Below are 13,241 nucleotides of genomic sequence, written 5' to 3'. Positions count from 1 at the left end.
AAAAAACTAATTATCTGTTTTTTCGTTCAAGCTTTAACTCCATAGGGCAATGAAATGAGCTTAGTCTTGGCCTTCGCGACCAGGACTGTTGACCAACGAGTAGTGTCTCCACTGCTTTGCGGTAGTCATCCGTATCCCTATGGTAGCCTCACCTACCGTTTTCGTCTATCAGTATAAACCTTTAAAATATAAAAGTCAATGATTTATCTTAATTTTCTTAAATAATAATTAATTCCTTCGGCGCTAGAGTCAACAATTCGCAACCGTTATCTGTAATTAAGATATCATCTTCAATACGAACGCCATATTTACCTTCAATATAAATACCCGGTTCATCAGTCAAGACCATACCAGATTTAATGACTTCTTTGGAAGTTTGGCTAAAGTAGGGTTCCTCATGGATATCCAGTCCGATACCGTGTCCAATACCGTGGGTAAAGTAGTCGCCATAGCCTGCCTCGATGATAATATCACGAGGGATTTTGTCGAAGTCACGGAAACCTAAGCCAGCCTTAGCTTGGTCAATCAGAGCTTGGTTGGCTTTCAGGACAGTATTGTAAATTTCTGCCTGCTCGTCACTGACATGACCGAGGTAGATAGTCCGTGTCATATCACTGACATAGTGGTCGTAGAGACAGCCGAAGTCCATGGTAATGGCTTCTCCCGCTTCAACTGGTTTGTGCATTGGATGGGCGTGGGGCTTAGAAGAGTTGATACCACTTGCTAAAATGGTATCAAAAGACAAGCCTGCCGCTCCTAGCTCCCGCATGCGGAAATCAAGGAAGTTGGCAATTTCAATCTCAGTTTTTCCTGGTTTGATAAAGTCAAGCGCATCTCGGAAAGCTTGGTCTGAGATAGAACAAGCCTTGCGAATAGTCGCAATCTCTTTCTCATCCTTAATCATACGAAGTGCTTCAACAAACTGAGTCTGCGGAAGCAAGTCGATTCCTGCAAAAGCTGCCTGCATACGGTGGTAATATGAGACCGAAATCTCGTCCTCAAAACCGACGCGAGACAAGCCCATATCCTTAACAATGCCTGCAATGACAGCCAATTCGTCACGATCAGCCACAATTTCACACCCTGTCACTTCTTGCTTAGCTGCAATGATATAGCGAGAGTCTGTCACCAAAATCTGACGGTCACGGCTGATAAAGACTGTTCCATTTGAACCCCAAAAACCAGTCAAATAATAGACGTTTTTAAGGTTGTTGATGATGATACCATCTAGTTCTTTTTCTTGCATTTTAGCTAGAAATGCTTGCACACGTTTATTCATGATGTAACTTTCCTTTCAAATAGTGTCCTGTGTAGCTGGCTTCGTTGGCCGCTATTTCTTCTGGGGTTCCTGTTGCGATGATGGTTCCACCACCGACACCGCCCTCAGGACCCAAATCGATGATATGGTCTGCCGTCTTGATAACATCTAGATTGTGCTCGATGACGAGGACTGTATTTCCATCGTCGACAAAGCGAGCCAAGACTTTAAGCAAACGAGCGATGTCCTCAGTATGAAGCCCTGTCGTAGGCTCATCCAGAATGTAGAAAGATTTTCCTGTCGAGCGTTTGTGGAGTTCACTAGCCAATTTCATACGCTGGGCTTCTCCCCCAGAAAGGGTGGTAGCCGGTTGCCCTAGCGTTACATAGCCCAGCCCCACATCCTTGATGGTCTGAAGTTTGCGTTGAATCTTGGGAATGTGCTGGAAGAATTCCACCGCATCGTTGACGGTCATGTCCAAGACCTGCGAGATATTTTTTTCCTTATAGTGGACTTCTAGGGTTTCACTGTTGTAGCGAGTCCCGTGGCAGACTTCACAAGCCACGTAAACATCTGGCAAGAAGTGCATCTCGATCTTGATAATCCCGTCACCTGAGCAGGCTTCGCAACGACCACCCTTGACATTGAAACTGAAACGACCCTTCTTGTAGCCTCGAATCTTAGCTTCATTTGTCTGGGCAAAGAGATCACGTATATCGTCAAAAACCCCCGTATAGGTAGCTGGGTTGGACCTCGGCGTCCGTCCGATCGGGCTCTGGTCAATGTCAATCAAGCGGTCTACATGCTCAATCCCTGTAATCGTCTTAAACTTACCAGGCTTGTCTGAATTGCGATTGAGCTTCTGGGCAATGGCTTTTTTGAGGATGCTGTTGATTAAGGTCGATTTCCCTGAACCTGATACCCCTGTCACCGCGATGAATTTTCCTAATGGGAAGCGAGCGGTGATATTTTGCAAGTTGTTCTCACGCGCTCCTGTCACCTCGATAAAACGACCATTTCCAGAACGGCGCTCTGCTGGTACTGGAATGACACGTTTCCCTGACAAATACTGGCCTGTGATAGACTTGCTGTTGCGAGCCACCTGCTTGGGCGTTCCTGCAGCGACAATCTCTCCACCAAAAACACCGGCACCCGGACCAACGTCAATCAGATAATCCGCCTCACGCATGGTATCTTCGTCATGTTCTACCACGATGAGAGTATTGCCCAAGTCACGCATCTTTTTCAGACTAGCAATCAGGCGGTCATTATCCCTCTGGTGAAGACCAATGGACGGCTCATCCAGGATATAAAGGACACCTGATAGGTTGGACCCAATCTGGGTTGCCAAGCGAATACGCTGACTCTCCCCACCTGAAAGGGTTCCTGCCGAACGTGACAGCGTCAGATAGTTGAGGCCTACGTTATTGAGGAAGGTCAAGCGATCCTTGATTTCCTTGAGGATAGGACGGGCAATGATGACTTCATTTTCAGACAAGGTCAACTGACTCACCAACTCCAAATGGTCTGCGATAGACAGGTCTGAGATTTCTCCGATATGTGGCCCTTGCTCGCCACCCACACGGACAGACAAGGCCTGGTCATTGAGACGGTAGCCATGACAGGTTCCACAGGTCAGCTCATTCATGTAGAGACGCATCTGGGTGCGCGTGTAGTCACTGTTAGTCTCATGGTAACGACGCTTGATATTATTGACAACTCCCTCAAAGGGAATGTCAATATCGCGCACACCGCCAAATTCATTTTCATAATGGAAATGGAATTCCTTGCCATCTGAGCCATAGAGAATCAAGTTTTTATCTTTTTCTGACAAGTCCTCAAAAGGCTTATCCATATCCACTCCAAAGGCTGTCATGGCCTGCTCTAGCATATTTAGATAGTAGTTGGATGAGATAGGATTCCAAGGTGCCAAGGCTCCCTCACGCAAAGTTTTGCTGGTATCAGGAACCACCAAGTCAACATCCACCTCCAGCTTGATCCCCAAACCATCACACTCACTGCATGAGCCAAAAGGAGCATTGAAGGAGAAGAGACGAGGCTCTAGCTCTGGTACAGTAAAGCCACAAACTGGACAGGCATAATGCTCAGAAAAAAGCAACTCAGAATCGTCCATAGTGTCGATAATCACATAGCCTTCTGCGATCCGAAGGGCAGCCTCTATGGAGTCAAAGAGACGGCTACGAATGCCCTCCTTGATGACAATGCGGTCTACCACAACATCAATATTGTGTTGCTTGCTCTTGGACAACCCTGGTACTTCGGTCACATCATAAACTTCCCCATCCACACGAACACGGACATAACCATCTTTCTGAATCTTTTCAATGACACTCTTATGCTGCCCTTTTTTCTTACGAATGACTGGGGCTAAGATTTGCAGACGTTGGCGTTCTGGCAATTCCAAGACCTTATCCACGATTTGCTCTACAGAAGAGGCCTTGATAGCCCCATGTCCGTTGATACAGTATGGCGTCCCCACACGTGCGTAGAGGAGACGCAGATAATCATTGATTTCAGTCGTCGTTCCCACGGTCGAACGAGGATTTTTGCTGGTGGTTTTCTGGTCGATGGAAATAGCTGGGCTGAGGCCATCAATGGCATCCACATCAGGTTTCTCCATATTGCCCAAAAACTGGCGAGCATAGGCTGATAGACTCTCTACATAGCGACGTTGGCCCTCAGCATAGAGGGTATCAAAGGCCAGACTGGATTTCCCAGACCCTGACAAACCAGTCACAACAACTAGCTTGTCTCGCGGAATCTCCACATCAATATTTTTTAAGTTATGGGCACGTGCCCCATGAATCACAATTTTATCTTGCATCTTTGTTCTTTCTAGTCCATTATTGCTTTCCATTATACCAAAAAATGTGAAATTCTATTACCCAAAAAGCTGTTTTTATAGTATAATAGTACGGTGCAAAAAATGAATCACTGAAATCACTGAATAGTAGGAAAGGATAGGGGATATGAAACAAGTTTTTCTCTCAACAACAACTGAATTTAAAGAGATCGACACGCTTGAACCGGGTACTTGGATCAACCTCGTCAATCCTACTCAAAATGAATCGTTGGAAATCGCTAACGCCTTCGACATTGACATTGCCGACCTTCGAGCACCGCTCGATGCGGAAGAAATGTCCCGTATTACCATCGAAGATGAGTACACTTTGATCATCGTGGACGTTCCCATCACAGAGGAAAGAAACAATCGTACCTACTACGTTACGATTCCGCTGGGGATTATCATCACAGAGGAAACCATTATCACCACCTGCTTGGAATCCCTCCCTGTTCTCGATGTCTTTATCAACCGTAGACTGCGCAACTTTTACACCTTCATGCGTTCACGCTTTATCTTCCAGATTCTCTACCGCAACGCCGAACTTTACCTTACGGCCCTTCGTTCGATCGACCGTAAGAGTGAACAGATCGAAAGTCAACTTCACAAGTCTACTCGAAACGAAGAGCTGATCGAGCTCATGGAATTGGAAAAGACCATCGTCTATTTCAAGGCCTCACTGAAGACGAACGAGCGTGTGATTAAGAAATTGACCAGCGCAACTAGCAATATCAAGAAATACCTAGAAGACGAAGACCTACTCGAAGACACTCTGATTGAAACCCAACAGGCCATCGAGATGGCAGATATCTATGGAAACGTCCTTCACTCTATGACAGAGACCTTTGCCTCTATCATTTCCAACAACCAGAACAACATTATGAAGACCCTGGCTCTCGTGACCATCGTTATGTCTGTCCCAACCATGATCTTCTCAGCCTACGGGATGAACTTCAAGGATAATGAAATCCCTCTGAACGGTGAGCCACACGCCTTCTGGTTAATCGTCTTTATCGCCTTTGCTATGAGTGTTTCGCTCACTCTCTATCTCATCCATAAAAAATGGTTCTAAGAGGAATCCCCATGTCTCAGATTGATTTACAGAAACTAACCAAGAAAAACCAAGAGTTTATCCACATCGCTACCCAACAATTTATCAAAGATGGTAAAACAGACGCTGAAATCAAGGCTGTTTTTGAGGAAGTCATTCCTAAAATCCTTGAAGAGCAAGCCAAGGGAACGACTGCACGTTCCCTCTATGGCGCTCCAACTCACTGGGCTCATAGCTTCACTGTCAAGGAGCAATATGAAAAAGAGCATCCAAAAGAAAATGACGATCCAAAACTCATGATTATGGACTCAGCCCTTTTTATCACCAGTCTCTTTGCATTGGTTAGCGCTCTGACTACCTTCTTCTCTACAGATCAGGCTATTGGCTATGGGTTGATTACCCTCTTGTTGGTTGGGCTTGTTGGAGGGGTGGCCTTCTACTTGATGTACTACTTTGTCTACCAGTATTATGGACCAGACACAGATCGTAGCCAACGCCCTCCATTCTGGAAATCAATCCTCGTTATCCTGGCCTCTATGGTCCTTTGGTTGGTTGTCTTCTTTGCAACAAGCTTCCTACCAGCCAACCTCAATCCAGTCCTTGCTCCATTGCCTTTGGCTATCCTGGGAGCTGCCCTTCTCGCCCTTCGCTTCTATCTCAAGAAACGTTTCAACATCCGAAGTGCAAGCGCGGGCCCATCACGTTATTAAGAAAAGTGAAAATCTATGGCATATAGTCAATCCTTAGCTCAGCAGATTCGAAAAATTCTAGCACTTAAACTTCCTCCCCAAATTTTCGAAGAAGAGTTAGAAGAAAAGAAACTGTTTGGTGGCCTGGCCTTTATGATTCGTGGGAAAATGGTCCTTACAGTCAGTTCCAGAAAAGACGAGCTGGTTATGGTGAGAATTGGCAAAGAAATGGAAAAGCAAGTTCTACCCCGAACAGGAGCTCATACTACATTGATGAGAGGGCGACCTTATCATGGCTATATAGACCTAGATATCGAAGGTCAAAAAGAGCTTCCTTACTGGATTGATTTAGCCCTCTCCTATAATCAAGAGTTGACCAAGTAACTCATATCTAGTGAGATTAGAGATTAGAAAAACGAAAAGCAACTGCACAGGCGGTTGCTTTTTCACTTGCTTTCTTGAGATTCAATAGCACTTCTGAGTCTCATTCTTATAGTTTTCTCTCATCTTTTGTGATAGAATAGGCTCATATTCAATGAAAATCAAAGAGCAAACTAGGAAGCTAGCCGCAGGTTGCTCAAAGCACTGCTTTGAGGTTGTAGATAGAACTGACGAGGTCAGTAACATATATACGGCAAGGCAAAGCTGACGTGGTTTGAATTTGATTTTCGAAGAGTATCAATCTATTTCTAGGAGGATGAGATATGGTTTCTACTATTGGTATTGTTAGTTTGTCTAGTGGTGTTATCGGAGAGGATTTTGTCAAACACGAAGTCGATTTGGGTATTCAACGTCTCAAGGATTTGGGACTCAATCCTGTCTTTCTGCCCCATTCGCTAAAAGGGTTAGACTTTATCAAGGACCATCCGGAGGCACGTGCAGAGGATTTGATGCAGGCCTTTTCTGATGATAGCATCGACATGATCCTATGTGCCATCGGTGGGGATGATACCTATCGCTTGCTACCCTACCTTTTTGAAAACGACCAGCTCCAAAAGGTTATCCAACAAAAGATTTTTCTTGGCTTCTCGGATACAACCATGAACCACCTTATGTTGCACAAACTAGGGATCAAGACTTTTTATGGGCAATCCTTTCTAGCAGACATTTGTGAATTAGACAATGAGATGTTGCCCTATAACTTTCACTACTTTAAAGAATTGATCAAGACAGGAAGAATCTCAGAAATCCGCCCTAGTGACGTTTGGTATGAGGAACGGATTGACTTTAGTCCCAAGGCCCTGGGAACAGCTCGTATCAGTCATACAAATACTGGTTTTGACTTGTTGCAAGGAAATGCTCAGTTTGAGGGAGAAATTCTCGGTGGTTGTCTTGAGTCTCTCTATGATATTTTTGACAACTCTCTACACGCAGATAGCACCGACCTCTGCCAAAAATACAAACTTTTCCCTGACTTGTCAGACTGGGAAGGAAAGATTCTCTTACTAGAAACAAGCGAAGAAAAGCCTGAGCCGGAAAACTTCAAACAGATGGTGCAGACTTTGAAAGAAACTGGAGTATTTGAGGTCATCAGTGGACTCTTGGTCGGAAAGCCAATGGATGAAACCTTCTATGACGACTATAAGGAAGCACTATTGGATATCATTGATAACAATATCCCGATTGTCTATAATCTAAATGTCGGCCACGCAACGCCAAGAGCCATTGTTCCCTTTGGCGTTCACGCCTATGTAGATGCACAGGAGCAAGTCATTCGCTTTGACGATAACAAAAAATAAACAATTTCTCCATTTTTGTGCTTTGGTATTGATTTTCGTTACAATTTGTGTCTGAATTTATTGCATTTTGCTTATTTCTATGATATCTTTTTAAAGGAGGTGTATATGACTAAACAAAAAACAAATCAAATTGTCGGTTCAATCGGGGCCTTTATCGGGATTATTGTATTTATCGCCTACATCCCACAAATTTTTGCCAATTTACAAGGCAACAAGGCTCAACCATTTCAGCCTTTATCCGCAGCAGTATCTTGTTTAATTTGGGTTATTTACGGATGGACAAAAGAACCTAAGAAGGATTGGATACTAATTATTCCAAACTCAGCCGGCGTTGTCTTAGGTGGACTGACATTTCTCACTGCACTATAAAAATTACTAGCATATAATCAAAAAGCTGAGAAACTCATCTCAGCTTTTTCTATATTCTCAGATAATTAGACGCCTGCACTCACTTATTTCCGCTTTTCCACTCACAATCATTTTCGTGGTCGTCAATCAGACCTGCCGCTTGTAGAAAAGCTAAAACTGCGACTGGACCTGTGAACTTGAAGCCTCGTTTTTTGAGATCTTGAGATAACTTTTCAGACAAGGCTGTTTTAGCAGGTGCTAGGTGATAGTCAGGAACATCATTCACGATCGTTTTTCCCTCAACAAAGGACCAGAGATAAGCGTCAAAAGAGCCAAAGGTTTTCTGGACTTGTAAAAATGCTTGGGCGTTGGCACGCGTCGCAAAAATCTTGGCTCGATTTCGAATGATGGCTGGATTCTCTAACATGGCTTCCAACTCCCCATCTGTCATTCCCGCGACCTCTTGAATTTGATAGCCATGAAATGCTTCTCGGAATCCTTGGCGTTTGTTTAGTACCGTTTCCCAAGATAGACCCGACTGGTAAGTTTCCAAACACAACAACTCAAAAAGAGCACGGTCATCATGAAGGGGTTGACCCCACTCTTCATCATGATAGGCCACATATAAAGGATTGTTCATTTTAACCCAACCACAGCGTTTTGTCATATTATTCTCCTATTTTACCAACATCTTAAGGGCCGATTTGATATAGTTCTCAGCTGTATCTGTCGTTCCTTCAAAGAATTTCTTGATCTTCTTAAGCTCAGTCGCCTTGTAGCCCAGTGCCAACATGGCTTCCATGGCTTCTTCCAGTTCTTGGTTTTCAGCGCTGGTTTGCACTGCCACCTTGGCAGGAAGGTCATCGCTAGCCACAACTACCTTACCTTCCAAGTCTAGCACCATCTGCTGGGCTGTTTTCTTGCCAATTTTAGGGAACTTAGTCAAGTAGGTGATGTTCTTAGTTTCAATCGCCTGAACCAAGCCAGCATTGTCATCAGCTGCGATGATAGCAAGAGCTGATACCGGACCAATCCCTGATACCGAAATCAGACTAAGAAAGAGTTTCTTCTCATCTTCTGATCGAAAACCATAGAGCAGATGCGCGTCCTCACGGACAACTTGGTGCACATAAATCTGGGTCTCTTGATTAACCTGACCTGAGTAAGCATAGGGATTGGCTACATGCAAGATATAACCGATAGAGTTGACTTCCAATACGATGTACTTGGCTGTAATTTTACTGATGATTCCTTTAAAATATTCGTACATTATTTTCACTTTCTATAATTGATTTGCAATTCCGTGTAAATGCGCTGCTCTGATGATAAGAAGCAGCCCAAGTACTGCACACACAATAAAAACGAGCCAAACACCTACAGCACCTGTTGCAGCGCTAATAGAAATCATCGCCCCCGCTAAAATAGACGCTAAAGGCTGCGCCATATTAAGGAAACCTGAGTAGGTTCCGAGCTTATTCTCATTCATCATTTCCGCCCGCAAAACTTGGCTTGGCGGCATGCAGATGAGTTCCCCCATAGTATAGAGAATGGCTAGCAAAAACAGAGCCCAGAAACTCCTGAAGACAATGGTGAAAAGCATACCCAAGTCAAAGATAATACTTCCCAATAAAAACTGCGGTATGAGGTTCATTTCCTTGGTCAAACGATTGGCAGTCGTTATGAAGCAAACAATAATCAGGGTATTGATAAAGACCATGATACTGAGCATCTTAGCTCCTGAAATATGAATACCGAAAATACTACTCGCGATGAATGACTCTTTCAAATGAACGGGTATATAATTGTCAATTTGCAACCAGATAACACCATTAAATACAGTCCCTAACGTATAAAGTAGGAAAATTTTGTCCTGAAAAACAGAAACATAATTTTTCACAGTTGCCAAAGGACTGCTACCATGCTCAAAGACCAGATTAGCTGGCTTGCTTTCTGAAAAATATTTCCAAGCGAGGAAAAAATTCAAGAAGCTAATCACCGTCAAAACCAGAAGCAGCTCAAAAAAATGGTGGTCGTAAAAGAAACCTGCAAGCCCTGCTCCTAACATAACGGATACATTGACAAACCAATAACTAATCGTATAAACGAAACGGCGATTTTGCTCGTCGGTTAAATCAATAATCATCGCATCAATAGCCGGCCAAGAGAAAGTTCCTGCGGTCTCTGCCAGCAACATTCCGACAAAAGTCAAAAAGGGAAAAATATGATTAGGCATATTTGCTAGCAGCACAAGAAAGTAGCCACTAGCAAGACCAAAGTTTCCCCAGTCAATGACTTTCTTACGTCCCCAAAGATCCGCCAAATGTCCACCATACAGTCCAGCTAAAAAACCAATGAGTTTGGTTGTGATCATCAATAACCCCGCCCAAAAGGCTCCAAAATATTGAACATAGTACATGGCCATAAAAGGAGTAATGGCACTCTCTAAAATCCGTGCTACAAAGCTCATCCATTCCCGCATTTGAATTTGCTTGGGGAGGGCAAAAAATTCTTTCATCTTTCATTCCTTTTTCATAATTTCTTCGCTTTTTCTTACCTAGTATATCATATTTTTTTGCTGAAAACTGCAAACACAAGTGCAACCTCTGGTTGACAAATAGTACAGGAGATTGTATTCTCATTATAAGTAAAAATTGTTAGGATAGAGGTAGAAAAAGGAGGATAGAATGATGAAACTCGCAGAAAAACTATTTGAGCTCAGAAAGGAAAAAGGTTGGTCCCAAGAAAAGCTAGCAGAACAAATCAATGTTTCTCGGCAAAGCATCTCCAAATGGGAGTCTGGACAAGTCCTTCCTGAAATAGAAAAAATTGTTGAATTAAGCAAGATTTTCCAAGTAACAACTGACTATCTACTATTAGATGAAAATTCTGAAAAAACTTCTACAGAAGTGATCTTGGAGGAAGACAAGGACAAATACTATAAAGAGGTTAAATCCTTTGCTCTCTGGCAAGTGATTTATATTTTCGTCTTGGCTTTGGCTATCTATCTCTTTTTAGCTGGTTCTAGTTTCCCAGCCAAATTCACCGTCTGGATTTGGCTGACCTTCGTTCTCTTGATTGCGTCTGCAGTTGCTATCAACAAGGCTCTCAAAACCAAACAACGTTATCTTGATAAGGTGATTGGTCTTGAGACTCCTTTGAACCAAGACGACTCTACAAAACCTTGAGTTAATTGAATCATATTTCTCATTACTTTTATAGGACTGGTCTTGTCAAGCAAGTGTAAACCTCATGTCAACTTGCCAAGTCCAATCAAAGTTCCCACCTTAGAAAAACTAAAAAGCCTTGTTCAAAAGGAACAAAGGCTTTTTGTGTTCTTAATATTTCCCCAACTCACGAAGACTCGTATGATTTTCCTGAATGCGTCGGAACATTTTTTCCATATCTGACTTGGTAAAATGCACCAAAACGGGACGTCCGTGTGGACAGTTATAGGGATTGTCACATTGAGAAAGCTGATAAAGGAGCTGTCTGGCTGAGTGGTCATCGATACGATGGTTGGCCTTGATAGACCGCTTGCAGGACATCATGATGGCTAGCTCTGCTCGGTATTTCTTGATCGAAACTTCCTTGGTCAAGAGCAGCATGTCACACATTTCATAGATACCTGACTCAATCTCTTCTTCTGCCATCCAAATAGGATGTTCACGCAGGATAAATTGATTTTCTCCGTACTCTGCTAGAAAGACGCCCACTTCCTCCAAAAGAGGCATTCTTTCCCTGAGACGAAGGGCATCATCCGCTGGAAATTCAAAAATATAGGGCACTAGGAGTTGCTGCTGGCTCTGGTCAACGTTACCAATGCTTTCACGATACTCCTCGTACTTAACCCGCTCCTGAGCTGCGTGTTGGTCTATGATATAGAGCCCATCTCGCCCTTGGGCAAAGAGATAGGTTCCATGCATTTGCCCGAAAAATTCCAATTCTGGAAAGCTTGACGATTCTTCTCTCTCCAACTTATCATAGGCTTTATCGAGACTAGCTAGATCTAACTCTGGGTGGTCTAGTTGGTCGTAGTTAGCAGGCTTTCTCTCTGCAAAATGCAGTTTTGCTGGCTTGGTCAACTGGTCCAAGGTTTCCTTGGCAAATAGGGTCAAATCCTGTCTTTCCTCAGTCAAGTCTACTTGATGGTCTGAAACCTCAACTTGAGTCGGTCTAGTTACTTCTGTTTGTTCATAGTAGAGTGTGTTTTCTTTGAGCGGGAGAGTGGTCTGCTCTACCTTTTCACGATTACGCACGGTAGATTTTGCAAGATTTTCCAAGGCATCAGGTATCAAAGTATGTTCCTTAAGACTCTTTGCGATAGCCTCTGAAACCAGCGCCATCAGCTCTCTTTCCTTAGAAATCCGTACCTCTTGCTTGGTTGGATGAACATTGACATCAGCCAGATAAGGATCGATATGGATGTGAATGACAGCCAGTGGAAAACGCCCTACCATGAGCTTGCTTCCGTAACCATCCAAAATAGCACGATTGAGCAGGAAGTTTTTGATATAACGGCCATTGATAAAGAGACTGATATAGTTGCGATTAGCTCGAGTTAACTCAGGCAGAGACACAAAACCTGTAATTTCGAAATCTAAGTCAGAGTTCTCAATTTCAATCATCTTCTTGGCACTCGCCAAACCGTAAATCCCTGCGATGGCTTGGCGTAGTTGACCAGTCCCTGCTGTCCGCGTCATTTCCTTGCCATCACTGATTAAACTAAAAGAAATCTCAGGATGAGCCAATCCCAGACGGTTGACAATATCAATGATATGGGATAACTCTGCCTGCTGACTCTTCATATACTTGAGACGAGCTGGTGTATTGAAAAAGAGGTCCTCCACACAAACTTTGGTTCCCACAGGACTAGTCGCTGGGATGACTTCCTCAACTTCACCCCCACGCGCAACGAGCTTGGTCCCATGACTCGCACCATCCACCGCCGTCAACAGAGTCAAGACACTGACAGAAGCGATCGAAGGCAGGGCTTCACCACGAAAACCAAGCGTTCGAATCCGAAAGAGATCAGCTTGATTTTTTATCTTACTGGTCGCATGACGACGCAGGGCCAATTCCACCTCATCGTGGGCAATTCCATGACCATTATCAGTGATTTGGATTTTCTTGAGACCAGCTTCCTCAATCTCAATGATAATCTGGCTAGAACCCGCGTCGATGGCATTTTCTACCAACTCTTTGACTACACTGGCAGGACGTTCAATCACTTCTCCTGCCGCTATCTGGTTTGCCAACACTTCTGGCAATTCAATAATATGAGACATCTTTCAGC

Annotated in this window: 12 protein-coding genes and 1 riboswitch; of the genes, 6 read left to right on the top strand and 6 right to left on the bottom strand. The window is 43.7% G+C overall.

The features are described 5' to 3' along the window. Window positions 1-10 precede the first annotated feature (10 nt). Window positions 11-162: riboswitch (M-box (ykoK) riboswitch) on the bottom strand. Window positions 163-217: 55 nt separating this feature from the next. Next, complete coding sequence (locus B7723_RS07130) at window positions 218-1,279, bottom strand: M24 family metallopeptidase (RefSeq protein ID WP_084850004.1); 1,062 nt, start codon at window positions 1,277-1,279, stop codon at window positions 218-220. Beyond that, window positions 1,272-4,103, bottom strand: a complete 2,832-nt coding sequence (uvrA, locus tag B7723_RS07125) for an excinuclease ABC subunit UvrA (RefSeq protein WP_084850005.1) — start codon at window positions 4,101-4,103, stop codon at window positions 1,272-1,274. Before uvrA ends, B7723_RS07130 begins: the two co-directional genes overlap by 8 nt. 145 nt (window positions 4,104-4,248) lie before the next feature. Between uvrA and B7723_RS07120 the strand changes: the two genes are divergently transcribed. The 5 genes from B7723_RS07120 to B7723_RS07095 all read left to right on the top strand — a co-directional run bounded on the left by B7723_RS07120 (window position 4,249) and on the right by B7723_RS07095 (window position 7,969). After that, complete coding sequence (locus B7723_RS07120; RefSeq protein WP_000815620.1) at window positions 4,249-5,193, top strand: magnesium transporter CorA family protein; 945 nt, start codon at window positions 4,249-4,251, stop codon at window positions 5,191-5,193. Window positions 5,194-5,204: 11 nt separating this feature from the next. Then, window positions 5,205-5,882 (top strand): DUF1129 domain-containing protein, encoded by a 678-nt coding sequence (locus tag B7723_RS07115; protein ID WP_084850006.1) that lies wholly within the window; start codon window positions 5,205-5,207, stop codon window positions 5,880-5,882. A 15-nt stretch (window positions 5,883-5,897) separates the two neighbouring features. Further along, window positions 5,898-6,245 carry a TfoX/Sxy family protein gene (locus tag B7723_RS07110; protein ID WP_000331825.1) on the top strand — a complete coding sequence of 116 codons (348 nt, stop codon included), beginning with the start codon at window positions 5,898-5,900 and terminating at the stop codon, window positions 6,243-6,245. Between the two features lie 320 nt (window positions 6,246-6,565). After that, entirely contained in the window at window positions 6,566-7,600 is a 1,035-nt protein-coding gene (locus B7723_RS07100) for a S66 family peptidase (protein ID WP_084850007.1), read from the top strand. Between the two features lie 105 nt (window positions 7,601-7,705). After that, window positions 7,706-7,969, top strand: a complete 264-nt coding sequence (locus tag B7723_RS07095) for a SemiSWEET family transporter (RefSeq protein ID WP_084850008.1) — start codon at window positions 7,706-7,708, stop codon at window positions 7,967-7,969. A 79-nt stretch (window positions 7,970-8,048) separates the two neighbouring features. On the opposite strand, the gene B7723_RS07090 is transcribed toward B7723_RS07095, so the two are convergent. From B7723_RS07090 to B7723_RS07080, 3 genes are read right to left on the bottom strand one after another with little or no spacing between them, the layout of a single operon-like run. Continuing rightward, on the bottom strand, window positions 8,049-8,615 hold the full coding sequence (locus B7723_RS07090; protein ID WP_084850009.1) for a DNA-3-methyladenine glycosylase I: 567 nt from the start codon (window positions 8,613-8,615) through the stop codon (window positions 8,049-8,051). 9 nt (window positions 8,616-8,624) lie between these two features. Further along, the gene (gene ruvA, locus B7723_RS07085; protein WP_084850010.1) at window positions 8,625-9,218 is read right to left on the bottom strand and encodes a Holliday junction branch migration protein RuvA; all 594 of its coding nucleotides are present in this window, start codon (window positions 9,216-9,218) and stop codon (window positions 8,625-8,627) included. Window positions 9,219-9,230: 12 nt separating this feature from the next. Continuing rightward, window positions 9,231-10,463, bottom strand: a complete 1,233-nt coding sequence (locus tag B7723_RS07080; RefSeq protein WP_084850011.1) for an MFS transporter — start codon at window positions 10,461-10,463, stop codon at window positions 9,231-9,233. Between the two features lie 172 nt (window positions 10,464-10,635). On the opposite strand from B7723_RS07080, the gene B7723_RS07075 reads away from it, so the two are divergent. Next, complete coding sequence (locus tag B7723_RS07075; RefSeq protein WP_084850122.1) at window positions 10,636-11,133, top strand: helix-turn-helix domain-containing protein; 498 nt, start codon at window positions 10,636-10,638, stop codon at window positions 11,131-11,133. A 150-nt stretch (window positions 11,134-11,283) separates the two neighbouring features. Here the strand turns inward: B7723_RS07075 and mutL are convergent, their stop codons facing one another. Continuing rightward, a complete protein-coding gene (gene mutL / locus B7723_RS07070; RefSeq protein ID WP_084850012.1) occupies window positions 11,284-13,233 on the bottom strand; it encodes a DNA mismatch repair endonuclease MutL in 1,950 nt (649 codons plus the stop codon). Window positions 13,234-13,241 lie beyond the last annotated feature (8 nt).

This window comes from Streptococcus oralis subsp. oralis, from assembly GCF_002096435.1.
GTDB lineage: Bacteria > Bacillota > Bacilli > Lactobacillales > Streptococcaceae > Streptococcus > Streptococcus oralis_AA.
Note: the sequence above shows the minus strand (reverse complement) of the source record. Positions and strands in the feature narration are given on the sequence as shown.